This is a genomic window from Streptomyces sp. NPDC034103 (assembly GCF_055575395.1).
Map to the genome: position 1 here is coordinate 414,145 of NZ_JBVISS010000001.1, position 25,039 is coordinate 439,183.

Annotated in this window: 21 protein-coding genes and 1 pseudogene; 16 read left to right on the top strand and 6 right to left on the bottom strand. The window is 73.3% G+C overall.

Annotation, left to right across the window (positions count from 1 at the left end):
* Positions 1-6: 6 nt before the first annotated feature.
* Complete coding sequence (locus ACZ56U_RS01845; RefSeq protein WP_469082045.1) at positions 7-423, top strand: DUF742 domain-containing protein; 417 nt, start codon at positions 7-9, stop codon at positions 421-423.
* The gene (locus ACZ56U_RS01850) at positions 410-1,018 is read left to right on the top strand and encodes a GTP-binding protein (RefSeq protein WP_469082046.1); all 609 of its coding nucleotides are present in this window, start codon (positions 410-412) and stop codon (positions 1,016-1,018) included. The genes ACZ56U_RS01845 and ACZ56U_RS01850 overlap by 14 nt, the downstream gene beginning before the upstream one ends.
* Here ACZ56U_RS01850 and ACZ56U_RS01855 read toward each other — a convergent pair.
* Genes ACZ56U_RS01855 through ACZ56U_RS01865 form a run of 3 tightly spaced genes read right to left on the bottom strand, consistent with a single transcriptional unit; the run spans position 1,015 to position 3,580 of the window.
* Positions 1,015-1,686, bottom strand: coding sequence for an ABC transporter permease (locus ACZ56U_RS01855; RefSeq protein WP_469082047.1), 672 nt, complete (start codon positions 1,684-1,686; stop codon positions 1,015-1,017). The genes ACZ56U_RS01850 and ACZ56U_RS01855 overlap by 4 nt on opposite strands.
* The gene (locus ACZ56U_RS01860) at positions 1,683-2,429 is read right to left on the bottom strand and encodes an ABC transporter permease (protein WP_469082048.1); all 747 of its coding nucleotides are present in this window, start codon (positions 2,427-2,429) and stop codon (positions 1,683-1,685) included. The genes ACZ56U_RS01855 and ACZ56U_RS01860 overlap by 4 nt, the downstream gene beginning before the upstream one ends.
* Positions 2,426-3,580: an ABC transporter ATP-binding protein gene (locus ACZ56U_RS01865; protein ID WP_469082049.1), complete on the bottom strand. Its 1,155-nt coding sequence runs from the start codon at positions 3,578-3,580 to the stop codon at positions 2,426-2,428. The genes ACZ56U_RS01860 and ACZ56U_RS01865 overlap by 4 nt, the downstream gene beginning before the upstream one ends.
* A gap of 455 nt (positions 3,581-4,035) precedes the next feature.
* Between ACZ56U_RS01865 and ACZ56U_RS01870 the strand changes: the two genes are divergently transcribed.
* The 11 genes from ACZ56U_RS01870 to fxsT (ACZ56U_RS01920) all read left to right on the top strand — a co-directional run bounded on the left by ACZ56U_RS01870 (position 4,036) and on the right by fxsT (ACZ56U_RS01920) (position 19,157).
* Positions 4,036-5,118, top strand: a complete 1,083-nt coding sequence (locus tag ACZ56U_RS01870; RefSeq protein ID WP_469082050.1) for a hypothetical protein — start codon at positions 4,036-4,038, stop codon at positions 5,116-5,118.
* A gap of 15 nt (positions 5,119-5,133) precedes the next feature.
* Positions 5,134-5,331: a YxD-tail cyclophane-containing RiPP peptide gene (locus ACZ56U_RS01875; RefSeq protein WP_469082051.1), complete on the top strand. Its 198-nt coding sequence runs from the start codon at positions 5,134-5,136 to the stop codon at positions 5,329-5,331.
* 35 nt (positions 5,332-5,366) lie between these two features.
* Positions 5,367-6,623: an FxsB family cyclophane-forming radical SAM/SPASM peptide maturase gene (locus ACZ56U_RS01880; protein ID WP_469082052.1), complete on the top strand. Its 1,257-nt coding sequence runs from the start codon at positions 5,367-5,369 to the stop codon at positions 6,621-6,623.
* A gap of 88 nt (positions 6,624-6,711) precedes the next feature.
* On the top strand, positions 6,712-9,699 hold the full coding sequence (gene fxsT, locus ACZ56U_RS01885; protein ID WP_469082053.1) for an FxSxx-COOH system tetratricopeptide repeat protein: 2,988 nt from the start codon (positions 6,712-6,714) through the stop codon (positions 9,697-9,699).
* A gap of 169 nt (positions 9,700-9,868) precedes the next feature.
* Positions 9,869-10,048 carry a YxD-tail cyclophane-containing RiPP peptide gene (locus ACZ56U_RS01890; RefSeq protein WP_469082054.1) on the top strand — a complete coding sequence of 60 codons (180 nt, stop codon included), beginning with the start codon at positions 9,869-9,871 and terminating at the stop codon, positions 10,046-10,048.
* A 62-nt stretch (positions 10,049-10,110) separates the two neighbouring features.
* Positions 10,111-11,229: an FxsB family cyclophane-forming radical SAM/SPASM peptide maturase gene (locus ACZ56U_RS01895; protein ID WP_469082055.1), complete on the top strand. Its 1,119-nt coding sequence runs from the start codon at positions 10,111-10,113 to the stop codon at positions 11,227-11,229.
* A gap of 100 nt (positions 11,230-11,329) precedes the next feature.
* Positions 11,330-11,695: a CU044_2847 family protein gene (locus tag ACZ56U_RS01900; protein WP_469082056.1), complete on the top strand. Its 366-nt coding sequence runs from the start codon at positions 11,330-11,332 to the stop codon at positions 11,693-11,695.
* Positions 11,692-12,633, top strand: coding sequence for an AAA family ATPase (locus ACZ56U_RS01905; protein ID WP_469082057.1), 942 nt, complete (start codon positions 11,692-11,694; stop codon positions 12,631-12,633). The genes ACZ56U_RS01900 and ACZ56U_RS01905 overlap by 4 nt, the downstream gene beginning before the upstream one ends.
* The gene (locus tag ACZ56U_RS01910; RefSeq protein ID WP_469082058.1) at positions 12,630-14,546 is read left to right on the top strand and encodes a hypothetical protein; all 1,917 of its coding nucleotides are present in this window, start codon (positions 12,630-12,632) and stop codon (positions 14,544-14,546) included. Before ACZ56U_RS01905 ends, ACZ56U_RS01910 begins: the two co-directional genes overlap by 4 nt.
* On the top strand, positions 14,536-15,837 hold the full coding sequence (locus ACZ56U_RS01915; protein WP_469082059.1) for a CHAT domain-containing protein: 1,302 nt from the start codon (positions 14,536-14,538) through the stop codon (positions 15,835-15,837). The genes ACZ56U_RS01910 and ACZ56U_RS01915 overlap by 11 nt, the downstream gene beginning before the upstream one ends.
* Positions 15,834-19,157 (top strand): FxSxx-COOH system tetratricopeptide repeat protein, encoded by a 3,324-nt coding sequence (fxsT, locus tag ACZ56U_RS01920; protein WP_469082060.1) that lies wholly within the window; start codon positions 15,834-15,836, stop codon positions 19,155-19,157. The genes ACZ56U_RS01915 and fxsT (ACZ56U_RS01920) overlap by 4 nt, the downstream gene beginning before the upstream one ends.
* Positions 19,158-19,179: 22 nt before the next feature.
* Here the strand turns inward: fxsT (ACZ56U_RS01920) and ACZ56U_RS01925 are convergent, their stop codons facing one another.
* From ACZ56U_RS01925 to ACZ56U_RS01935, 3 genes are read right to left on the bottom strand one after another with little or no spacing between them, the layout of a single operon-like run.
* Positions 19,180-19,920, bottom strand: coding sequence for an FAD:protein FMN transferase (locus tag ACZ56U_RS01925; RefSeq protein WP_469082061.1), 741 nt, complete (start codon positions 19,918-19,920; stop codon positions 19,180-19,182).
* 2 nt (positions 19,921-19,922) lie between these two features.
* Positions 19,923-20,630, bottom strand: coding sequence for an FMN-binding protein (locus tag ACZ56U_RS01930; RefSeq protein ID WP_469082062.1), 708 nt, complete (start codon positions 20,628-20,630; stop codon positions 19,923-19,925).
* 10 nt (positions 20,631-20,640) lie between these two features.
* Entirely contained in the window at positions 20,641-21,981 is a 1,341-nt protein-coding gene (locus ACZ56U_RS01935; RefSeq protein ID WP_469082063.1) for a ferredoxin reductase family protein, read from the bottom strand.
* 153 nt (positions 21,982-22,134) lie between these two features.
* On the opposite strand from ACZ56U_RS01935, the gene ACZ56U_RS01940 reads away from it, so the two are divergent.
* The 3 genes and pseudogenes from ACZ56U_RS01940 to ACZ56U_RS01950 all read left to right on the top strand — a co-directional run.
* Positions 22,135-22,833, top strand: a complete 699-nt coding sequence (locus tag ACZ56U_RS01940; RefSeq protein ID WP_469082064.1) for a response regulator transcription factor — start codon at positions 22,135-22,137, stop codon at positions 22,831-22,833.
* Positions 22,830-24,269 (top strand): sensor histidine kinase, encoded by a 1,440-nt coding sequence (locus tag ACZ56U_RS01945; protein ID WP_469082065.1) that lies wholly within the window; start codon positions 22,830-22,832, stop codon positions 24,267-24,269. Before ACZ56U_RS01940 ends, ACZ56U_RS01945 begins: the two co-directional genes overlap by 4 nt.
* A gap of 158 nt (positions 24,270-24,427) precedes the next feature.
* Positions 24,428-24,886: pseudogene (locus ACZ56U_RS01950) on the top strand (hypothetical protein); the annotation flags it as partial.
* Between the last annotated feature and the right edge of the window lie 153 nt (positions 24,887-25,039).

Below are 25,039 nucleotides of genomic sequence, written 5' to 3' on the forward strand. Positions count from 1 at the left end.
CACGCCATGGCGGACGGCTCCTCGGTCCCGGGCCCGGACCCGGTCGGGCCCGCCTCCGCCGTGCGGCCGTTCCTGGTCACGGCCGGCCGGGTGGCGCCCAGTGCGGCCGGCCGGACGATGCCCGTCGAGACCCAGGTGGTGACCACCGCCGAGGGTCTCACCGCGCTCGACGGGCTCACCTTCGAGCAGCACGACATCGTCGCCGCCTGCCGCCGGCCGCAGTCCATCGCGGAACTCGCGGCCCGGCTGCGGCTGCACCTCAACGTGGTCCGGGTCCTCGCCGAGGACCTGCGCGCGGAGGGGCTGCTGACGGTGCATGTGCCGCACTCCGACGACACGCATGACGCTTCCGTCCTGCGCCGAGTGATCGATGGCCTGCGCGCCATCCCCGACTCCCGGGGGGTACTCCGTGACTCCGACTGAACCGGCCACCCTGGACGGGTCAGTGCCGACGGCCGCCGTGCGGCCACCCCTGCCGGTCAAGATGGTGATCGCGGGCGGCTTCGGCGTGGGCAAGACCACCGCCGTGGGCGCCATCTCCGAGATCGAGCCGCTGACCACCGAGGCGGCCATCACCGAGGTCGCGGCGGGCGTCGACGACCTCACGCACACCCCGCGCAAGACCACGACCACGGTCGCGATGGACTTCGGCTGCATCACCATCGACCCGACCCTGAAGCTGTACCTCTTCGGTACGCCCGGACAGGAGCGGTTCGGCTTCATGTGGGACGACATCGTCGAGGGCGCGATCGGCGGTTTGGTCATCGTCGACACCCGCCGCCTCGACGACTGTTACGCCGCCGTCGACTACTTCGAGCACCGGCGCATCCCCTTCGCGGTGGCCGCCAACGCCTTCGACGGCAAGGTCGAGCACACCCTGGACGAGGTCCGCTGGGCGCTGGACGTCGGGGACCACGTCCCGGTCCTTGTGTTCGACGCCCGGGAGCGGGGCTCCGTGCGGGACGCGCTGCTCGTCGTACTGGAACTGGCGCTGGCCCGCACGGAGCCGCCGCGCTAGCCGGCCGCCCTGCGCACCCCCTTGGACACCGCGAACCGTCCCGCCGCCCAGAACACGGCCAGGGTCAGCAGCGCCATCCCCGCGACGAGGGCGGCGCCGCCGACGACCTTCTGGTAGTCGCGCTGGTACAGGCCGTCCACGATGTAGCGGCCGAGCCCGCCGAGGCTGACGTACGCCGCGATGGTCGCCGTCGAGACGATCTGGATGGCGCCCGAGCGCAGTCCGCTGAGGATCAGCGGGAGCGCGGCGGGGAGTTCGACGTGGAAGAGGACCCCGGCCTCGCTCATGCCCATGCCCCGGGCGGCGTCCACCGAGGAGGGGTCGACGGTGCGCATCGCCTCGTAGGTGGTGACCAGGATCGGCGGTACGGCGAGGACGACCAGCGGGGTCATCACGTTCACCAGGCCGAAGCCCAGCAGCAGGGTCAGCAGGACCAGCAGACCGAAGGTGGGCAGGGCCCGCCCGGCGGTGGCGATCAGGGACAGAGCCGTTCCGCCGCGCCCGTAGTGGCCGGTCACGAGGCCGACCGGCAGTGCGATCGCGGCGGCGATGAGGAGCGCCTCCAGGGTGTACTTCAGGTGTTCCGCCACGCGCGTGGGGATCCCGTCGTAGCCGTGCCAATGGGCGCTGTCGCCGAAGAAGTTGCCGATGTGGGTGAGCAGGTTCACCGTGCTGCCCCTTCCAGGACGGGGGCGGGGCCCTCCCCAGGGGCATCCCCGGGGATCTGCCCGGAGGTCTTCCCGGCGGCCTTCCGCCTCTTGCTCTGCGGTCGGGGCATCCACGGCGTCAGCAGCCGGCGCAGCAGCACCAGCAGGGCGTCGGCGAGGATCGCCAGGAGCGCCATGGACAGCACGGCGTTCACGGCGAGTTCGGGCCGGTTGTAGATGGTGGCGTCGTTGAGCAGGTTGCCGAGGGCGCCCTGGTTGCCGATGAGGGTGCCGACGCTGACGAGGCTGACGCTGGAGACGGTGGCGACCCGCAGTCCGGCGATGATCGCGGGCACGGCGATGGGCAACTGGACCTGGGCGTACCGGCGTACGGGGCCCAGGCCCATGGCCTTCGCGGCGGCGAGGGTCTCCGGCGGGACCGAGCGGACGGCGTCGACGACGGCCGGGACCAGCACCACGAGGCTGTAGACGGTGAGCGGGATCATCACGGTCAGCTCGGTCATGCCGGTGTAGTCGATGAGCAGCACGAAGAAGGCCAGTGAGGGGATGGCGTAGAGCACGGTCGTCACCCACAGCACCGGCGGGTACAGCCAGCGGAAGCGCACGCACAGCTGGGCCAGTGGCAGCGAGATCAGCAGCCCGGCGAGCACCGGCAGCAGGGCCTCGCGCAGATGCAGCCCGACCAGGCCCAGCCAGCTGTGCTGGAGGTCGCTGGGGATGTCGAACATCCGGTCCCAGTTCATCCGGCGACCTTCTCGTCCGTACGGCCTTCGGTACGGCCGTCGGTCCGCCCCTGCGCGTGGGCGCCGCGGATGGCCTCGGCGATGGTCTGCTGGGAGACGACCCCGGCGACCCGCCCGTCGGCGTCCACGGCGACCGCCCAGCCGGTCGGCGAGAGCACCGCGCAGTCCAGCGCGGCCCGCAGCGAGTCGGTGCCGGCGACGAACGGGCGCCCGTGGGAGACCAGTTGGTCGACCGCGATGGAGCCGGCCGTCAGCGCGCCCGGCTCGCCCCAGCCGAGCGGCCTGCCGTCCGTGTCGGTCACGAGGAGATAGGGGGCGTCGGCGGTGTCGTGCGCGGCGATCCGTTCGGCCGTGGCGTCGATCGGGACGACCGGCACCGTCGACAGCGACAGCCCCGCGGACGGGAAGAAGGACAGCCGGCGGATGCCGCGGTCGGCGCCGAGGAAGTCCTCGACGAACGCGTCGGCCGGGTGGGTCAGCAGTTCGGCGGGCGGCGCGTACTGCGCGAGCCGGCCGCCGGTGCGCATCACGGCGACCATGGTGCCGATCTTGACGGCCTCGTCGATGTCATGGGTGACGAAGACGATGGTCTTACCCAACTCCGCCTGGATGCGCAGGAGTTCGTCCTGGAGGCCCTTGCGGACCACGGGGTCGACGGCGGAGAACGGCTCGTCCATGAGCAGGACCGGCGGGTCGGCGGCGAGCGCCCGGGCCACGCCGACGCGCTGCTGCTGGCCGCCGGAGAGCTGATAGGGGTACCGCTTGGCGAGCGAGGCGTCGAGGCCGACGCGTTCCATCAGGTCCCGGGCGCGGTCGCGGGCCTTGTCCTTGCTCCAGCCGAGCAGCCGGGGCACCGTGGCGATGTTGTCGACGATGGTGCGGTGCTGGAAGAGACCGGCGTTCTGGATGACGTAACCCATGGACCGGCGCAGGGTGTTGACCGGCTGCCGCTGGATGTCCTGGCCGTCGAGGAGGATGGTGCCCTCGGTGGGCTCGACCATCCGGTTGATCATGCGCAGGGTGGTCGTCTTGCCGCAGCCGGAGGGGCCGACGAGGACCGTGATCGAACGGTCGGGTATCTCCAACGAGAGCCGGTCGACCGCCACCGTGCCGTCCGGGTACCGCTTGGTGACTGAATCTATCCGTATCAAAACGCCGAATACCCTTCGGGTCTGGCCGAGGCTGACCGCTTTCGGCCGGTAGGGGGGCCGTTCCGTGCGAGTCTAGACCGCCCGTGTTGCCGCACTTCGGCGGGTGTGTTGCGGACCGGCGGCCGGAAAGCACTGTTGACCGGGCAGAGTGCGCGTACTGTCATGGAGTTCGCACGCATCCGACCGTCCCAGACGAGGAGCGCGACGTGAGTGAGTGGCGCGGCCGCCCGGTGCGGTGCCCCGTCGCGCGTGTACCTGGGGCCCCTCCCGCCGGAGCGCGGCCGAGAACGGCGCGGAGCGACGACGACACGGCCGGGGACGCGCCCCGCGAAGACCAGTGCGCCGGGCCGCGCCTCACCGCGACCGGCCACCCGAGGGGACCGGGACGGCCAGGCACCGGTGTCCACAACCGTACGGCTCCCCTGTCCACCCTGCGCCGGGCCCGGTGACCGGCCGTGGTCTCCGGCGGATCGGCCGCGGGCGGCGGTGCCCGAACCCCCTCCTCGCTCCCCGGCCGGCCCGGTTTCGACCCGGCGGTGCTGGCCCGGGGACGGCAGCTGCTGGCGCTCGCCGACGACGCCCGGGGCCGTGACGCGGCCGACGAGGCACGGACCCTGGCCCTGCGGGCGGCGGCGGACTTCGAGAGCGGCGTACGGCTCTCCGGCCGGCACGGCGTCCCGTCCGCGGTGCGGTGCCGGGCCCTGCTGGACCTGGCGGAGGCGCGGGCCGTGGCCGCCGGCGACACCGGCCACCCAGGGGTCCTGGAGGCACTGGAACGAGCGGTGGAGGCGGTCCGCGACCAGGGCACGGAGTTACGGGTACCGGCCCTGCGCCGGCTGGCCGAGGCCCACACCGCCCGCTACCGGCACACCGCCGAGCCGGCCGAACTCCTCGCCGCCGACCGCTGCTTCACCGAGGCCGAGCGACTGCTGGACCGGGACGACCCGGAGCGGGCGGAGCTGCTGGCGGGCCGCGGCGAGGTGCTGGTGGCCCGCGCCGAGCACGGCGACGGACTCGCCGTGGCCACCGACGCCGTACGGGTGCTGCGCGCGGCGCTGGCGCTGACGGCCGACAGCGATCCCCATCTGGCCGACCGGCGGCTTCTGTTCGGCCGGGCATTGCGTCATCATCACGGCGCGGGCGGAACGCCGACCGATCTGCACGAGGCCGAGTGGGTGCTGGCGCGTGCGGCGCGGGGCGCGCGCGACGACCGCACGGCGGCCCTGGCCTGGCTGGAGCGCGGCGATGTGCTGCTGGCCCTGGCGGGCGGCTCCGGGGCACCGGAGTGGCTGGACCTGGCGGCCGAGTCGTACCACCACGGCGTACGCAGCGCCGACCGGGCCGGTGAACCGCTGCTGGCCGCCCGGGCGCACCATCAGCGCGGGGTGGTGCTGGAGCGGACGGCGGGACCCGGGCACGCGCTGGAGTCCTACCGGGCGGCGTGGACACTGTGGCAGCGCGCGGGCGCGGCACGGGGACCGCAGGCGCAGTCGACGTTCGAGCGCATGACCGCGCTCGCCGGAACAGGGGGACGGTGAAAGGGTGTGGGCAGGGTGACGGAACCGACCGGGCCGGGCGGACACGTGGGGGCCCCGCTGCCCGACTACGCAGGCGTCGATCTGGCCGCGCTGCGCGCCCGGGTCGACCACCCCGTGCTGGGCACCGTCCTGGCCACGCTGCTCGCCCGTTCCTGCGACGCCGACGGCGGTCTCGTGGCGTATCACGAGGACTCCCCGGGGGTAGAACGCTAGCGGCGGCACGGGGCCGCCCACGGGGAGGCGATGCTGTGCAGACCGCTTCGGACGACAGCTTACGGATCGCCCGGGACCGCCGGTCGGCGCCGTGGCCGCACGCCGAACTGGACGTGGCGGCCCTGCGGCGCGCGGGCCACCGTCCCGTCCCCTTCCGGCAGTTCGTCCTCAAGGTGCACAGCCGCTGCAATCTCGACTGCAGCTACTGCGTCATCTACCAGGGCGAGGACGCCAGTTGGCGGGGCCGGCCGGCGCGGGTGGCGCCGGGGGTGATGCGGCAGACGGCGCTGCGGATCGCCGAACACGCCGGCACCCACGGGCTGTCCGAGGTCCGGATCGACCTGCACGGCGGTGAGCCGCTGCTCTCGGGCGCCGACACGGCCCTCGCGTACGCGGCAGCGGTGCGCCGGGCCCTGCCCGCCGGGGTCGCGCTGCGGGCCACCGTGCAGAGCAACGGGACCCTCATCACCGACCGCACCCTGGACCGGCTCGCCGACGCGGGCATCCGGGTCGGGCTGAGCCTGGACGGCGGCACCGCGCATCTGAACCGGCGCCGGGTGGACCACGCGGGGCGCCCGTCCTGGCCGGCGGCCCGGCGCGCGGCGCGGCTGCTGTCGGACCGCCCCGAGCTGTACGCGGGGATCCTGTGCGCCATCGACATCACCAGCGACCCCGCGGAGGTGTACTCCTCGCTGGCCGAGCTGCGCCCGCCCCGCCTGGACCTGCTGTTGCCGCACGCCAACTGGTCGAGCCCGCCGCCGGGCCTGCCCGCCCGCGCCCCGGGGGCGTGGTCCGCGGTGCCCACCCCCTACGGCGACTGGCTGGCCGCCGCCTTCGACCTGTGGTGGGACGGCGCGCCCGACGGCTCGCAGCCGCGGGTGCGGCTGTTCACGGAGGTCGTGGCCCTGCTGCTCGGGGTGCCCAGCACCACCGAGTCGATCGGGCTGTCGCCGACCTGCGCGGTGGTGGTGCACACCGACGGCTCGGTGGAACAGATCGACTCCCTCAACCTCGCCTACGACCACGCGACCGCCACCGGCCTGGACGTCTTCGGGCACGCCTTCGACGAGGCGCTCGACCATCCGGGGATCGTGGCCCGCCAGCTCGGCGAGGCGGGCCTCGCGGACGAGTGCCGGGCCTGCCCGGTGGGCCGGGTGTGCGGGGGCGGCAACTACGGTCACCGCTTCTCGCGCGGTACGGGCTTTCGGCACCCGTCGGTGTTCTGCGCCGACCTGGAGCGGCTGGTCCGGCACGCGTCCGCGCGGCTGAGCGCGGTGATGCCCCCGGATTGAACGACCTATCGCTTAAAGTGCACGCGAAAGTACCCGTAAAACCGTCAAAAACGTCATTCCATCGATTTCGGTGTAGGGAGACGGTCGGATGACCGACAGGTCCAAGGGCGCCGAGTCCCACGAGCACTTCACCATCAGCTACGCGGGATTCAACCGGCCGTGGGCGACATGGATCGCGCATCAGCTGGAGCAGCTCGGCCACGAGACGACGCTGCTGCGCTGGGACCCTCCGCTGCGGATGCCGCTCACCGACGCGCTGCGCAGCCTGCTCAAGGCGCCCGGCCGGGTGCTGCTGGTCCTGGACGACTGGTACTTCTCGCTCGGCCCGCGCTCGGACGCCGAGTGGACCGAGGCGCTGCACGAGGTGGTGCCGGCCCACGTGGACCGGTTTTCCGCGGTCAGCGTGGCGACGAGGGCACTGCCCGCCACGGCCGCTCCGCTGCGCCCGGTCGACCTGCGCGACCTGGACTCGCGCGAGGCGCGCCGCCGTATCCTGCGCCGCCTGGACCTCGACCGGTCCGCCGAGCCCCTCGCCCCCGCCGGCGCCGCCGCGCCCCGCTTCCCCAACGACCCGCCGTCGGTGTGGAACGTGCCGCGCCGCAATGTCCGCTTCACCGGCCGGGACGCGATCCTGGAGGAGCTGCACGCGCGCTTCGAGCGCGGTGGGCGCGGCGGCGCGCGGGTGGCGCTGCGGGGCATCTCCGGTGTCGGCAAGAGCCAGATCGCCAACGAGTACTCGCACCGCTTCGGCAACGACTACGACATCGTGTGGTGGGTCGGGGCCCGCTTCCGCGCCCCCGCGCGCGAGCAGTTCGCGCAGCTCGCACCGCGGCTGGAGCTGCCCGTCGGCCAGGAGCTGGGCGAGCGGATCCGCGCGGTCCACGAAGCACTCAGGACCGGGACGCCGTACCGGCGGTGGCTGCTGATCCTCGACTCCGCGGACGACATGGAGCAGATCGAGGACCTGCTGCCGGAGGGCAACGGCCATGTCCTGATCACCACCCTCACCCAGGACTGGGCGGCCTCCGGGAACGTCACCGAGATCGAGGTGCTGCCCTTCCGGCGGACCGAGTCCGTCGCCTACGTCCGCAGGCGGGCCCAGCGGCTGACCGACGGCGAGGCCGACCAGCTCGCCGACGCCGTGCAGGACCTGCCGCTGCTGCTCGCGCAGACCGCGGCGTGGCTGGACGCCAACGCGATGCCCGCCAAGGACTACATCTCGATGATCCGGCGTGGCGAGGCCAGCCAGATCGGCATCCGGATCTCCTCCGACTACCCGATGGGCTTCCAGACCAGTTGGTCGATAACCCTCAACACGCTCCAGGAGAACAACCCCGAGGCCGTCGAACTGCTGCATCTGTTCGCCCTGTTCTCCCCGGACGCCATCCCGGTGCGGTTGATGCAGGCCGCGCACCCGTCCGACCTGCCGGACCATCTGGCGGCCCTCGCGGGTGACCCGATCCGCTGGCACACCGCGCTGCGCCGGCTGTCGGAGTCCACCGCGGTCCGCCTGGACTACGTGGAGTCCTCGGACGCCGAACCGGCCGTGGACCGCGTCTCCATGCACCGCCTCTACCACAGCTTCCTGGTCAGCACCCTGACCGAGGACCGTCGCGAGGCGCTGTCCACGATCGCGTGCACCCTGCTGGCGGGCGCCGACCCGCGGCGGCCGACCGACACCCGCGAGTGGGCGCGGTACGCCGAGCTCATCCCGCACCTGGAGACGGCCGGGACGCTGGACAGTTCGGACCCGGTGGTGCGCGGGCTCGTGCTGAACTGCATCGAGTACATGCGGGTGCGCGGCGAGAACCGGGCCGCCCTCAGACTGTGCGAGCAGGCCGTCACCCGCTGGCGCACCCGGCTGGGTCCGGACGACCGGGACATGCTGATCCTGATCCACGACCACGCCAACATGCTGCGCCGCAGCGGCCGTTACCTGGAGGCGGAGGCCGTCGGGCGGGCCGTCCTGGACCAGCTCGCGGAGACCCGCGCCGGGGACGACCCCGACCTGCTGCGCGCCAAGAACGGCCTCGGCGGCACCCTGGTGTCCCTGGGGCGCTACGACGAGGCGCACGGCATGTTCGAGGAGTGCGTGCGGGCGTACACCGGGACCCTGGGCGCGGACGCCCCGCGCGCGCTTCAGGACCGCGGCAACCTCGCCGTGGTCACCAGTCTGCTGGGCCGCTACGAGGAGTCGCTGCGGCTGCACCGCGACATCCTGCTGATCCGCGAGCGGATCCTGAGCCCACGGCACCATCTCACCCTGCGCTCCGGGATGTTCTACGCCTGGATGCTGCGGCTGCTGGGCCGCTACACCGAGGCGACGTCCCGGCAGGAGCTCAACGTCCGGGCCCACCGCAACACGATGGACCGCTACACCCCCCAGACCCTGTTCGCCGAGCACAACCTGGCGCTGTGCATGAGACGCAACGGGGACCTGCTGGGCGCGGAGTCGCTGATGCGCAGCGTGGTGGAGCGGTTCGTGCAGCGGCAGGGACCGAACCACCCCGACTCGCTGCTGGTGCAGGCCGACTTCGCCACCTTCAACCGCGAGCACGGCAACCTGGAGCAGGCCCGGGAGTCGGCGGCGGGCGTCGCCGAGCAGTACGCCCGGCTCGTCGGCCCGCAGCACCCCTACGCGGTGGGCACGGCGGGGAACGTGGCGCTCGCCCTGTGGGAGTACGGGGAGCGCGACGAGGCGCTGCGGATCGCGGAACGGGCGCTCGTCGACATGCGCGCCGCCGTCGGCCCCTCCCACCCCTGGGCGCTGGGCGCCGGACTCAACGCGGGCGGCGCCCGCAGTCTCGCCGGGGACGAGGAGGGGGCGGCCGAACTCACCCGCGCCGTCCTGGAGTCGGCGCGTTCGGCGATGGGCGAGACCCATCCTCTGACCTTGTCATGCAAGGCGGCGCTCGCCTCCGACCTGCGGATACTGCGACGCGGCCAGGAGGCGGCCAAGCTGGAGCGCGAGGCGCTCCAGCAGCTCTCCGACACCCTCGGCGCCCAGCATCCGCACACCCAGTCGATCCGCCGCCGTGAGAGGCCCTACTGGGACTTCGAGCCGCTCCCGACCTGACGCATAGGCAGACCCCAGCGGCCGCTGCCAACTTGATACCTGGCAAGGGCCCGGCGCGGGCATATCGGCGCCGTCACGCCAGTAGGCTGGGCCGCGCCGTGTGTCAAGAGGCTGGTTCAGCCGTCCTGGAGAGGTGAACGTGCGGGGTACAGAAGGGGACAGGTCGCCCTTGCGTGGCGTACGGGAGCCGGGCGGCACGCTGCCCGACCTCACCGATCTCGACCTGGCGGCACTGTCCCGCGAGGCATCGCATCCGGTGCTCGCGGCGGTCGCCACGGGCCTGCTGCCCCGCAAGCTGCGCGGCGGTCCCGCGGTGGCCTACTACGAGGACGGCCCGTATCAACTGTGACCGCCCGGTGGCCTCTTGAGACCCTGGACGTCGCTGGCTTACGGCGGTCCGGCGTCCAGGCCGTGCCGTTCCGGCAGTTCGTGCTGAAGGTGCACGGCCGTTGCAATCTGGCCTGTACCTATTGCTACGTCTACGAGGGCGCCGACGACAGCTGGCGGGACCGTCCCCGACGGGTGCCGCCCGGTGTGGTGCGGCGCACCGCGGAACGCGTCGCCGAGCACGCGGCGGCGCACGGACTGTCCTCGTTACAGGTCAATCTGCATGGCGGTGAACCCCTGTTGGCCGGGGTGGACACGCTCGTCGGGTACGTCACCGCCGTGCGGGACGCCGTCGGCCCGGGATGCCGGGTGGACGCCAGCGTGCAGACCAACGGCACCTTGCTGACCGAGGACCGGGTGGGGCGGCTGGCCGACGCGGGGATCGCGGTCGGGGTGAGTCTGGACGGCGGCAGCCCGTGGCTGAACCGGCGCCGCGTCGACCACGCCGGGCGCTCCTCCTGGGCCGCGACGGCCGCCGGGCTCGAGGTGCTGCGCCGCCGTCCGGAGGCGTACGCCGGGATCCTGACCGTGATCGACCCGGACTCCGACCCGGCCGAGGTGTACACCTCGCTCACCGCGCTGGAACCGCCGTCCATGGACCTGCTGCTGCCGCACGCCAACTGGGCGCACCCACCGGCCGCCAGGGGCCCTCACCCTTACGCCGACTGGCTGATCGAGGTGTTCGAGCTCTGGTTCGAGTCCGGCGAACAGGCGGTCCCCGTCCGGCTGTTCAGCGAGATCATCGGGCTGCTGCTCGGACTGGACGGCCAGGCCGAGGCGGTCGGGAACTCGCCGGTGGTGGCGGTGGTCGTCGACACCGACGGCGCCATCGAGCAGGTGGACTCGCTGAAGACCGCCTACCCGGGCGCCCCGGCCACGGGCTACGACGTCTTCCACCACTCCTTCGACGACGCCCTGGACCATCCCGGCGTCGCCGCCCGGCAGTTGGGCCGCCAGGCACTGGCCCCCGAGTGCCTGGCGTGCCCACTGGTGGACGTGTGCGGCGGGGGCAACTACGCCCACCGCTACCGCGCCGACGAGGGCTTTCTCAACCCCTCGGTGTACTGCGCCGACCTGGACCGGCTGATCCTGCACATCGCCGACCGGGTGCGCCGCGCCGCCGACCTCGACGCGCCGGCCTGACTCGATCAACACGCTTGGGTCACAGGGCTGTTGACCGCGGCCCGGATTGGGGAAGGTAGGGGCACGGGGGATCCGGTTCGCTGGACGGGGGAAGTGCTGCATGGCGATCGTGACAGGGGTGGCGTCGGACGGCCTGGACGGGCCGGTCTACGTCGAGGTGGACGGCGTACCGGCCACCGGCGGCATCGACGACGTGTACCGGGGCATCGACACCCGGGGCAATCCGGCCGAGCGGGTGATGACCGCGGCCCGCGAGGTGTACACCGACGGTCTCGACCTGGCCCGGCGGTGCGCGCGGCAGGCGGCGGTCCGGCTCGGTGACCTCGGGGACGGACTCGTCCCCGACGAGGTGGAGCTCCAGCTGTCGATCAAGCTGGACGCCGAACTGGGCGCGATCCTGGTGAAGTCGACGGCGGAGGCCCAGCTCGTGGTCACCTTCCGCTGGAAGCCGGGCGGCACCTCGTGACCGGTGCGGCCGGTGGCTCGCGGATCCACATCCTGCCGTACAGCTATGTGGTGGGGCAGAGCGAGCTGAAGCTCGCGCTGGAACTGAACTACATCGCGCCGCGGATCGGGGGCGTCCTCGTCAGCGGGCAGCGCGGGACCGCCAAGTCCACCGTGGTCCGGGCGTTCTCGCTGCTGACCCGCGGGGAGCTGCCGGTGACCCTGCCGATCAACGCCACCGACGACCGGGTGCTGGGCGGCTGGGAACTCGACGCGCTGATGCAGGGCGTCGCCCAGACACAGCCGGGCCTGCTGGAGGAGGCCGGCGAGAAGGGGCTGCTGTACATCGACGAGGTCAACCTGCTCGACGACCACATCGTCAACATCATCCTCGACGTCGTCTCCACCGGGGTGCTGTCGGTGCAGCGGGAGGCCATCGACGCCGTGCGCAGTGTCAGCTTCGGGCTGGTCGGCACGATGAACCCCGAGGAGGGCGGTCTGCGGCCGCAGTTGCTCGACCGGTTCGGGCTGATGGTCGCCGTCTCCGAGCTCGACCAGGAGGCCCGGCGGGCGATGGTGCTGGCGGTGCTGCGCTTCGACGACGAGGCCGGTACCGAGTCGTCCTGGCTGGCCGACGGACTCGCCGCGGACGAGGCGCTGCGCGAGCGGTTGGACGCGGCGCGGGCCGCGGTGCAGGACGTGACGCTGAGCGAGGACGTCGCCAAGCTCTGCGCCGACGTGGCCACCCAGCTGCGGGCCGTGGGCCACCGCGGCGAGGTCGTCACCGCCTGGGCCGCCCGCGCCCTGGCGGCCTTCGAGGGCGCCGAGGAGGTCGCGCCCCGGCATGTGCGCAAGGTGGCCCCGCTCTCGCTGCGGCACCGCCGTCCCGAAGCGGCCCACGGCGGACCCGTCGAATGGACCCCGGAGGAGTCCGCCCTGCTCGACGGGCTGCTGGGATGACCGCGGCCCTGGACGGGCGGGCCGGGGCGGCACGGCAGCGCCTGTCGCAGGTGCTGGCGTGTTCCGTACTGGGCCCCGGGCTCGACGGGGTGCTGCTGTTCGATCTGGAGCCGGAGATGGTGGCGCCGGTGATGGACGCCTTCGCGGCCCTGCTCGCGGTGCGCGGCGGACGCCCGGTGCGGCGGGCGATGCTCGGCTCGGTCACCGGGGACGACGAGCTGTGGCTGCGGCCCACGCTGCGGCACGAGGGCGCCGGGATGAACTTCTCGCTCGCCCCGGGGCCGCTGGTCGACACCGACCCGGACGCCTCGACCCTGGTCGTCGTGCCCGACCTGGTCCGGCTGAGCCTGCCCGGGATGCGGGCGGCGGTCCAACTGCTGGGCGCCGACGTCGCCGCGGTCGAGCGTTCCGGCTTCCGCGCCCGCTGGCGCCCCCGGGCCCGCTGGCTGGCCGCGTGCCGTGAGTCGGAGGTGGGCCGCCTCTCCCCCCATCTGCTGGACCGCTTCCCGATCCGCCTCAACGCGGCGGGCCTGGAACCGGACCGCCTCCTGGACGCACTGGACCGGCCTCGCGGGGACGTCCCGGGCACGCCCCGCTCCGGGCCGTTCCTCGCCGAGCTTCCCGAGGGCTGGGAAGACGTTCTCGGCTCACCTCAGCGGGCACGGTGCGCGCTGTCCGAGGAGGGCGCGGCCCGGGCCGTGGCACTGTTCGACGCGGAGCGGGGAACGCGGCGGGCGCTCGGACTCGCGCGGCTGGCCCGGGCGTTGGCCGTGTTCGCGGGGGACGCCGACTGCGGGCCCGAGCGGGTCGACGAGGCCGCGCGGCTCATCGGGGTGGCCGCGCGGCCCGCCGTACCGCCCGGTTCCGGGCTGCCCGCCGACCGCGGTCCCGTCACCCACGAGGGCGACGGTGAGCGGCGGCCCGTACCGGAGCCCGCGAAGCCCGACCCGGTGTCGGACGACGCTCTCGCGGCGCAGCCGTCGGGCGCCGCCGTCGCCGTACCCGCCGGGCCGGCCGAGGCCCTGGACACCTTCGCCGCCGACACGGGGGAAGGGGTCGGCTCGCCCTTCCCGGAGGACGACGCGCGGTTCCTGAGGGAGTTCGCCCCGCTGCGGATCCCCTGGCAGCGGCGCCCGGAGCCCAGTTCGGCGCGGGGTCCGGTGATCGGCGTACGCTCCGCGACGGCGCTGCGCGACCTCGCCTTCGTCGCCACCGCCATCGAGGCCGCCAAACACCAGAACCTGCCCGGCCGCCGCGCCCTGCGCGGGGACGCCGACGGCCGACTGGTGGTGCTGCCGGGCGACTTCCGCAGCTACGCCCGGCTGCCGGTCGCGGAGCGCATGCTGGTGCTGCTGCTCGACCACACCTGCCGCCGCGGCTGGGACTGGCAGCCCGCCCTCGCCCCCTATGTCCAGTGGGCCTACACCGGCCGCGCCTCGATCTGTGTGGTCGAGGTCGGCAGCCGGGACGCGGCGCACGAGCTCAGGGCCGACCACTTCGTCGCCCGCAGCGTCCTCGACCCCCGGGTCGGGCGCGCCCTGCACCGCCCGGCCGGGCGCAGCAGCCCCCTCGCCCACGGCCTGGCGATGACCGACCAACTGCTGCGCCGGGCCTTCCAGCAGCGCTCCAACCTGGTGGAGGCCTGGCTGGTGGTCGTCTCCGACGGCCGCGGCAACGTTCCGCTGGACACCGGCACGGGCGACCGGCTGCCCGGTCCGGTGCGCCGTACCGGCATCGAGGACGCGCTGTCGGCGGCGGGCCGGATCGGCGCGATGGGACGGATGCGGCTGCACTCCGTCGTCGTGGACGCCGCCCGCCAGCCGTACCCGGACCTGACGTTCCAGCTCGCCGACGCGCTCGGCGGGGTGACCGTGGCCGGACGCACCGCGCGGGGGGTGACCGGTGTCCGTTGAACCGTCCGGCCCCCGCGGTCTCGGCGGGGCGATGCCCCTGGGCCCCGGCTTGCCCGCCCGGCCGCCGGCGCCCGAGCCGCTGGCCGTGCCGCGCCCGGCGGCCGTCCCCGAGCACGTGGCCGAACCCCAGGAGGCCGTACGGCTGCCCGCCGCGCCCGTCGACCCGGACGCCCGGCTGCCCGCCGGGTTCGCGAAGCTGTCGGTGCAGCGGGCGTACGGCGAGCCGGGGCAGGACGCGTTCTGGCTGACCGGGCACAGCGGTGAGCTGGAGACCCGGCTGGACTCCGAGTACACCCGGCTGCGCCCGGACGACCTGGTGCTGCACAACCTGCGCCCCGGCAGCTCCATGCCGCCGAGCGAGATCCTGCTGGGGCTCGCCGAGTGGTCCGAGGGCCAGGCTCCCCTGGTCCGCTGGATCGACGGGCTGCGGGCCCGGCACGGCCCGGAGCTCCAGCTGGTGGTCTGGGACGACACCGACCACGACATCCCCTGGGAGCTGCTGCACCTGCCGGGGCGCCCGGAGCACGGCCTGGTCGCCGGAATCCTGGGCGCCCTGGTGACGGTGGTGCGCTGGACGACCGTCCGCGAGGCCGGTACCACCCCGTTCGGCACCCCGGCGTCCTGCTCGGGGCATGTCGTGGGCTACTACGCCGAGCAGATGAGCCGGGACGTCGAGGTGTTCGAGGGCTATGTGCACCGCGCGCACATCGGCACCCCCCGGACCTTCCTCACCGAACTCGCCCGCCCCGACCTCGGCGCCGGCCTGGTGTACATGGGATGCCACGCCGAGTACGGCACCCGCGCCCACGAGGTCAGGATCGCCTCGGTCAGCTGGAGCGACCTCAACCGGCAGACCATGCCCGCGCTGCGCGGCGGATCCACCCTGGTCTGCCTCAACGCCTGTGAGTCCGGGCGCCTGTTCGACAACCGGGGGCGGGGCGAGAGCGCGCTGCGCGGTTTCGCCGAGCTGTTCCTGCGCAAGGGCGCCGGCGGCTGCATCGCCACGTCCGGGAAGGTCGGCGACGATGTCGCCCATGCGCTGATCAGGGAGTTGGTGGGCCGGGTGTGCGCCGATCCGGAGCTGCCCGTGGCCCGCGCCCTGCGGGAGTTCCGGGCCAGTGCCGTGGCCCGATTACCCGACCCGCTGTCCTGGCTCGACGTCGACGGCGGCGAACGCACCGAGCGGCAGCGGGAGATCCTGCTGGTGCTCTACAGCTTCATGTTCCTCTACTTCGGACACCCGCAGACCACGCTCCGGCTCAGGGTGCGTACCCAGGAGGTGAGGACATGACCGGCGACGCCTCCTCCCTGCTGGTCGAACCCCTGGTCGGCTGGCCCCGCACGGCGCAGGCCGGGCAGAGCTATCTCGTCACCGTCGACCTCAACGGGCCGACGGGCGACGAGCACTGGCCCTACGACGAGGAGGAGTTCGACTTCGGCGTCGCGCTGGACGGCGCCCCGCACTTCGTGTGCGAGGCGCTGAGCGAGCCCAGCGTCGTCCTGCACCGCTTCGGCGGCACCTACGGACCGGCGCGTTTCGTGGTCACCGCCGACGGCACCCCCGGCCTCGGCACGCTCTGGCTGACCATCACCAACCGCTGGGGCGTGCCCGTGCGCACGGTCGAACTGCCCAGCGAGATCGTCGCGGAGACGGTGCCCGCCGGCCCGGGACACATCGTGGTGCCCTCCGCGAACGGCCGCCCCGCCACCCTCCCCGGCGGCCCCCGCCCCGGCCCGCTGCCCGCCCCCCGCTCCTCCGACCCCTGGTCCCCCGACCACGTGACGATCAGCTACGCCGGCAGCCACCGCGCCTGGGCCACCTGGGCCGCGCACCAGTTGCAGCGGCACGGCTGCCGCACCGACCTGCTGCGCTGGGACCCCCCGCCGGGCGTACCGCTGAACCGGCTGCTGACCGATCTGCTCGGCGCGCCGGGCCGCATCCTGCTGCTCCTCGACGAGGGGTATCTGCGGCTCGGCCACCGCACCGAGGCCGAGTGGGCCGGGGCGCTGGCCGACGTGGTGCAGCCGCGCCGCGACCGGTTCGCCGCGGTCGACCTGTCCACCCTCGCGCTGCCCGCCGCGGCCGCCGTCCTCGGCCCGCCCGCGCTGCGGGACCTGGAACCCGCCGAGGCGCTGCGCCGCATGCTGGCCGCGCTCGGCCTGGAGCACACCGAGCCGCCCCCCGAGGAGGACGCGCCCCTCGCACCGCGCTTCCCGGACGCGCCGCCCGCCGTGTGGAACGTGCCGCGCCGCAACCTGCGCTTCACGGGCCGCGACCCGGTCCTCGAGGAGCTGCACGCCCTGTTCGAGAGCGGCGGTCCGGCCGGGGCGCGGGTGGCGCTGCGGGGGATCTCGGGGGTGGGCAAGAGCCAGATCGTCATCGAGTACGCGCACCGCTTCGCCAACGAGTACGACGTGGTCTGGTGGATCAGCGCCGGCTTCCGGGCCACCGCACGGCAGCAGTTCGCCGACCTCGCCGACCGGCTCCAGCTCACCGACGCGCGAGCGCTGGGCGAGCGGGTGCGCGCGGTGCGGGAGGCGCTGCGCACCGGCCGGCGGCGCTGGCTGCTCATCGTGGACAGCGCCGACGACATGGAACAGGTCGACGACCTGCTGCCGGAGAGCGGCGGCCATGTCGCCATCACCACCCTCACCCGCGGCTGGGCGGCCTCCGGCGGGGTCGCGGAGATCCATGTGGAGCGGTTCACCCGGGCGGAGAGCGTCAGTTACGCCCGCCGTCACGTGGAGCGGCTCACCGAGGACGAGGCCGACCAACTCGCGGACGCGGTGGAGGACTTCCCGCTGCTGCTCGCGCAGACCACGGCCTGGCTGGACGCCAACCGGATGCCGGCCGCCGACTACATCGCCCGGTTGCGCCGCGCCGACGCCGACGACATCGGCATCCAGACCCTGCCCGACTACCCGATCGGCTTCCAGGCCAGCTGGGCGATCACCCTCAGCTCCCTGGAGCAGGACAACCCCAAGACGACCGAACTGCTGCGCCTGTTCGCCATGTTCTCCCCCGGCTCGATCCCGGTACGCCAGCTCCAGCAGGCCCGCGGTGACCTGCCGCCGCATCTGAACGAGCTGGCGGCCGACCCGGTGCGCTGGCAGAACGCGCTGGCCCGCCTCTCGGAGTCGACGGCCGTCCGCATGGACTACGTGCAGGGCTCGGACAGCGACCCTTACGTCGACAGCGTGGAGATGCACCGCCTCTACCACCGCTTCCTGCGCCGCACCCTCTCCCCCGCCGACCGCGACGAGCTGTCCGCGGTCGCCTGCCGGGTCCTGGTCTCCGCCGACCCGCAGCGCCCCTCCGACGTGCGGGCCTGGCCGACGTACGCCGGGCTGCTGCCGCATCTGTATCCGTCCGGCGCGCTGGAGAGCGCCGAGGACTCGGTGCGCGAACTCGTGCTGAACTGCATCGAGTACCTGCGGCTGCGGGACGAGGAGAGCACCGGGCTCACCCTGTGCGAGCAGGTGCTGGCGCGCTGGCGGGTGCGGCTGCCGCCGACCCACCCCTCGATGCTGGTGCTGGTCCACCAGCACGCCAACATGCTGCGCCGCTGCGGCCGTTACCGCGAGGCGGAGGCCGTCGGGCGGGCCGTCGTCGAGCAATTGGAGTACGAGCGGGAGGCCGACGACTCCGATCTGCTGCGGGCGCAGGTCGGGCTCGGCGGCACCCTGATGGCACTGGGCCTGTTCGAGGAGGCGCACCAGCTGTGCGACCGGGTGTGGCGGGCCTACGACGCCCTGGAGGGGCCTCAGGCGCCGCACACCCAGGGCTCGCTGCACAACCTCGGCGTGGCCCTCGGGCTGCTCGGCCGCTACCTGGAGGCGGCCGCCGTACACCGTGAACTGCTGGCCCTGCGCGAGCGGTTGCTGCCCCGCCACCACCGTCTGACCCTGCTGACCGGGCTCACCTACGCCCGTTCCCTGCGGCTCCTGGGACGCCACCGGGAGGCCGCCGAGCTCCAGGACACCAACACCCGGCTGCACCGCGAGACCATCGGCGAGTACCACAGCCAGACCCTGCTCGCCCTGCACAACCAGGCCCTGTGCCTGCGCCGTTCGGGCCGCTACGAGGCGGCCGGGGAGCTGCTGCGGGGCCTGGTGGAGCGGTGCGGTCAGCTTCAGGGCGGGCGGCATCCGATGACGCTGATGATCCAGGCCGACCACGCGTCCTTCCTGCGCACCCACGGCGATCCCCGCGCCTGCGCCGACCTGACGCTCCAGGTCGCCGACGACTACCGGCACCTGCTCGGCGAGGACCATCCGAACACCGTGGGCGTGCACGGCAACCTGGGGCTGGCGCACTGGCGGCTCGGGGACCACGCGGCGGCGCGGCGGCTGGTCGAGCAGGCGCTGCGCGGGATGACGTCCGCTCTGGGCGCCGACCATCCGTGGACCCTGGGCTGCGCCCTCAACGCGGCGGCGGTGCGCCACCTCTCGGGGCGCCGGGAGGAGGCCGCCGCCGTGCGCGAGGACACCCTGCGGCGGGCGCGGGCGGCCGTCGACGAGGAGCATCCGCTGCTGCTGGCCTGCGTGGCGGCGCTGTCGACGGCGGCCGACGATCCGCCGTACTGGGACTTCGAGCCGCAGCCCATCTGAACCGCCCGTCCGGCCAGGCTTCTCACCCCACCGCCGCCCGCTCCCCCGAGAGGGGGAACCCAGGTGTCCTCAGCACCCGGCGTTCCCCGTCCACGGCGAAAACCTCGCAGCCGGGGAGGGCGGCCGCCCAGTCCACGCCCTCGGTGCCCATCGCGAAGGCCGCGGTGGCGACCGAGTCGGCCTCGGTGAGGGAGTCGGCGACCACGGTGAGGCTGAGCAGTCCGGTCGCGGGGCGGCCGGTGCGGCCGTCGATGATGTGGTCGCCGCGTTCGTAGCGCGCGGAGGTCGCGACGGCGCCGTCCGTCAGGTCCAGCACGGCGCACAGCTGGTCGGCGTGGTCGGGGTGCCGTACGCCCACCCGCCAGGGGCCGCCGGCGGTGATCACGTCACCACCGGCGTTCAGCACGAACCGGGTGGCGCCGGCCGCCGTCAGCAGCTCGGCGGCGCGCTGCACGGACCAGCCCTTGACGACCGCGCAGGGGTCGAGGCCCCGCCCCGGCAGCCGTACGTCGAACGCGCCTTTGGTGGCGGCCCGGTAGTGCTCGCACAGGTCGAGCACGATCCGCAGGTCCGCGCTCACCTCGCCCTCGGTGATCTCGCCGCGGCCCAGCCGCGACACCTCGCTGTCGGGCTTGAAGGGGCTGAAGCGGGCGTCGACCTGGCGCAGCCAGGCGAAGACGGCGTCCGCCTCGCGCTCGCCGACGTGCTCGTCGTCGACCCGCAGCGAGACCGGGAACCCCATGACGTGTTCGACCCTGTGCATGGTCAGCCCTTCGCGTCGATCGCGGCCTGGAGGGACTCGCGGTAGCCGTCGCTCGTGATCGTCGCACCGGACACCGTGTCGATGTCCGCGCTCTGCGCCTGAAGCGTCTCCGCGATCAGCTTCGGCACCGCCGCCGCCGTCTGGGGGTGGTTCGGCTGCTGGAGCATCCTCACGGCGGAGATCTTGTCGCCGTCGAAGGTCACCTGGACCTGCACGGTGCCCTTCTCGGTGTTCACCGCGGGGCCGTCGACCGTTCGCGCCGCCGGGGCGGTGGACGCGGACGGGGAGGGCGACGCGGCGGCCGCCTCGGCGTGGGCGTCGATCGCGGCCTGGAGGGACTCGCGGTAGCCGTCGCTCGTGATCGTCGCACCGGACACCGTGTCGATGTCCGCGCTCTGCGCCTGCAGCGTCTCCGCGATCAGCTTCGGCACCGCCGCCGCCGTCTGGGGGTGGTTCGGCTGCTGGAGCATCCTCACGGCGGAGATCTTGTCGCCCTGGAAGGTCACCTCGACCTGGACAGGGCCCTTCTCGGTGTTCAGCGTCGAGCCCTTGACGACGGTGCGCGACGACGACGATCCGGTGGAGGAGGAGGCCGACGGGGTGGAGGCCGCCTCCGGGGTCGTTGTGCTGCCGCCCAGGGAGGGCTCGTAGCGCCAGATGGGGACCAGGCCCGCGATGCTGAGGACGACTACAGGTATGGCTCGTTTCACGATCTGTTCCTCATCCCGCCAGGCTGAAGCGCTCGAAGTGGGTCTGCGCCTTGGGCACGCCCAGCTCCCGCAGGGTGGCGAGCACGGCGTTCATCATCGGGGGCGGCCCGCACAGGAAGACGTCCCGGTCGGCGATGTCGGGGACCAGGCGCCGCAGCTCGGCCGGGGCCAGCTTGTCGGGGACCGGCGGGCCGGTGACCAGGTGCAGCTCGGCGCCCTTGGCGAGGGCGAGCTGGTGCAGCTCCTCGTGGAGGACGGCGTCCCGGTCGGTGGCGACGCGGTAGATGACGACCGCGTGGCCGTGCAGCTCCTCCAGGAGGGCGCGGATGGGGGTGACGCCGACGCCGCCCGCGATGAGGACGGACTCGGGGCGGGTGCGGTGCAGCGCGGTGAAGGCGCCGTAGGGGCCCTCGGCGAAGACGCGGGTGCCGATCTCGAGGTGGCGCAGCGCGGCGGTGCCGTCACCGGCGACCTTCGCGGTCAGGCGCAGGGTGCGGCCGTCGGGGGCCGCCGACAGGGAGAAGGGGTTGGCCTGCCACCAGCGGTCCTTGGTGAGGAAGCGCCACAGGAAGAACTGGCCGGCCCGGGCGGGCAGCTTGTCGAGGTCGCGCCCGGTGACGTAGATCGAGACGACGTTGTCGGACTCGGGGACGACCGCCTCGACACGGAACTGGTGGCGGAGGTTGCGCCACAGCGGCAGCACCATCCGGCCCAGGACGACCGAGCCGAGGGCGACGGTCCACAGGCCGTACCAGTACGCGGTCGCGGCGGTCGAGGAGGTGAACGTCGTACCGACGGCGACCTGGTGGGTGAAGGCCAGCAGCACCGCGACGTAGGTGTAGAGGTGGATGAAGTGCCAGGTCTCGTAGGCCAGCCGGCGTCGGGCGTAGCGGGCCGAGACGCAGCCGATGACGAGGATGATCCCGAAGGCGGTGAGCGCGCGGAGCACACCCTCGGTGGTCTCGGCGAGGTCGACGACCGTGCCGATCGGTCCCACCTCGGTGCCCTCGGCGTAGCCGAAGGCGATGAAGACGAGGTGGGCGAGGAGCGTCCACAGGATGCCGAAGCCGGTCCAGCGGTGCCAGGAGGTCAGCCGGTCCATGCCGATCCGGCGGTCCAGCCAGGGCAGCCTGGCCACCAGCAGGAGCTGGCAGGCCATGAACAGGGCGCCGTAGAGACCGGCGAGCCGGCCCAGCACGATCAGCGCGTTGGAGGCGAACCCGGCCTGGGCGAAGAAGAAGGCGACCATGGCCACGTTCACGGCGATCACGGCGTACAGGCCGGTGCGGGCCACCACTTTGGGCCGTATCGCCGTGGGGGGCGCGGTGGGCGGTTTGACGGTCGTCGTCACGGAAGGGAGCTCCTTGATCGGGGCCGGTGTACCTCGAGCTTGGCTCGGGCGACCTGTCGATTACCTGTCGTGCAACTTTCAAGTGGTTATCGATGTGGCCGCGAGACAGTACCGGCCCCGGAGTCCGGTGCCCGCGTGACGCACTATGAACAGGTGGAAAAAGTACGCCTCCTCGTCGTGGACGACGACCCGCCCATCGCCGACCTCGTCGCGACCGTCGCCCGGTACGAGGGCTGGGACGCGGTGACGGCGAACTCCGGGGAGGAGGCGCTGAGCCGTGCCGCGGAGTTCCGGCCGGACATCGTGGTGCTCGACCTGATGCTGCCGGACATCGACGGCTTCGGCGTCCTGGAGCGGCTGCGCAGCTCGGGGACGATGGTGCCGGTGGTCTTCCTCACCGCCCGGGACGCGGTGGCCGACCGGGTGGCGGGGCTGACCCGGGGCGGCGACGACTACCTGGTCAAGCCGTTCGCGGTGGAGGAGCTGATGGCGCGGCTGCGGACCGTGCTGCGGCGCTCCGCGGGGCCCGGCTTCCAGCGGTCCGTGCTGCGGGTGGGCGACCTGTCGATGGACGAGGACACCCGCGAGGTGCGCCGCGCCGACAAGCAGCTCACCCTCACCCCCACCGAGTACGAGGTGCTGCGCTACCTCATGCGCAAGTCGCCGACCGTGCTCACCAAGGCGCAGATCCTCGACCACGTGTGGGAGTACGGCTTCGGCGGCCGCTCCAACGTCGTCGAGCTGGTCGTCAGCCGGCTGCGCCGCAAGCTGGACGAGCCCGACGACGGCAGGGCGCCGCTCATCCACACCGTCCGCGGCTTCGGCTACGTGATCCGGCAGGCGCCCGAGTGATCGGGCGGCTGCGCCGGACCTACCGCAGGCTCCGCCTCGGCACCCGGCTGGCGCTGGGCCTCGGCGCACTGGCCCTGGTGGTGTTCGGCGTCGTGGGCACCGCCCTGACGACGTACATGCGCGACTATCTGTCGGCCCAGCTCAACGAGCAGCTCCAGCTCGCCCAGGTCGCCCAGTCCAAGAGCATCGCGGACCACGGCTCGCTCGCGGGGAAGAAGTACTACCGCTGGTACTACGCGGTCTACGACGTGAAGGACGGCACCGCCGAGCTGCGGACCCCCGAGGACGCCTCCGACCTGCCGGAGGACGTCGACGACCTCACGTCCTTGGCGCAGGCCCAGACCGCGGGCGGCACCGAGGTGCTGCGCACCGAGCACCTCGAGGGCGCCGGGGACTACCGGCTGCGGGCCTGCGAGGTCGAACCCGGGGTGGTCCTGGTCAGCGCGGCGCCGATGGACGAGATCGACGAGACCGTGGGACAGCTGATCACGATCCAGGTCGTCACCTTCGGGCTCGCGCTGCTGGCGCTGGTCCTGTTCGGCCGGAAGGTGCTGCGCAACGGCCTGAAGCCGCTCAGCGACATGGCCCACACCGCGCACGGCATCTCCTCGCACAACCTCACCGACCCGGAGGCCCGGCTGCCGCTGCGCGCGGACCGCGAGGGCGGCGGCCCCGAGGTCGAGGAGCTGCGCACCGCGTTCAACACCATGCTGGAGCACATCGACGACTCGCTCGCGGTGCGCGCGGAGGCGGAACAGCGGCTGCGCCGGTTCGTCGCGGACGCCTCCCACGAACTGCGTACGCCGCTGATGTCGGTACGCGGCTACGCGGACCTCTTCCAGTACGCCGCCGCCAACGCGCCCGGGGAACGGGAACGGCATCTGGCGAGGCTGCGCGCGGAGGCGGCCCGGATGGGCGTCCTGCTGGACGACCTGCTGCTGCTCGCCCGGCTGGACGCGGCCGAGGTGGACACCCCGCTGCGGCCCACGGACACCGACCTGGTCGAACTGGTCCACGAGGCGGCCGACGCCTTCCGCGCCGCCCACCCCGACCACCCCCTGACGGTCCCGGACGCCCTGGACCCGCTCGTCCTGCGCCTCGACCCGCACCGCGTCCGCCAGGTCCTCGACAACCTCCTCACCAACGCGGCCGTCCACACCCCCGCCGGCACCCCGGTGTCGGTGACCGTGTCGGCCGACTCCGACCAGGCGGTCGTGCGGGTCGTCGACGCCGGTCCCGGCATCCCGCCCGCCGACCGCGAGAAGGTCTTCGACCGCTTCTACCGGGTCGACAAGGCCCGCAGCCGCGACCGCGGCGGCAGCGGCCTGGGCCTGGCCGTCGCCAGCTCCCTGGTACGGGCCCACGGAGGGACGGTCGAGGTGGGCAGCGAGCCGGGCAGAACGGTGTTCACGGTGTCGCTGCCGCTCGGGCGGTGACCGGACGGGCACTCTCCGTACGACCAAGTGACCTTTGCGGACGGCAAGTTGGCAGGACCCGCTGTTCTTGAACGGCTGGACAGATCTTCCGGGCTCCCCGAGGATGTCAGACGCCGGGCTGTGGAGTCCGTGCCCGTGGTCACCTGCACGGAGAGGCAATGCGGTCGGATCCCCAACGTTTGCTCGCCCTGGCGGTTCGCCGCATCGCCCGCGCCGAGGACCGTGCGGCGGTCGTCCGGGAGCTCTGCGCGGTGAGCGCGGAGCACGTGGCGGACACGGTCCTCGTCTATCTCGACGCCGCCCCCGACGGTGCGGGCGGGCCGGGGACGGTGCCCCGCACCCTCCGGCTGGCGGCCGGCGACGTCCGCAACGCCCATGTCCCCGCGCCACGCGGCCCCTCGCTCACCGGAGGCGCCCTGCTGAGGCGGCTTCCCGCCGGCGCTCCACCTCGGGTGCGGCAGGTCGTCGAGATCCTCGCCGCCGACCCGGCTCGCGGGGCGTCCCTCACCAAGGCCGCCATCGCCGAACTCGCGGGCACCAGCGAGGCCACCGTCACCCGCGCCGTCCGTGTCCTGGGCCACCGCGCCTTTAGTGAACTGCGCCTGGAACTCGCTCGGATGACCGCGAAGGAGCTGGAGTCCGACTCCGGGCCCGGGAAGGACCCGGGCGGCGTCGTGGGCGGATCCGTACCGGCCCTCACCTCGGTGAGCCGGTCCGGCGTCCTGGCCGAAGTCCTGCGTGCGGGTGCGACCTTGGGCCGCCCCTCCCCC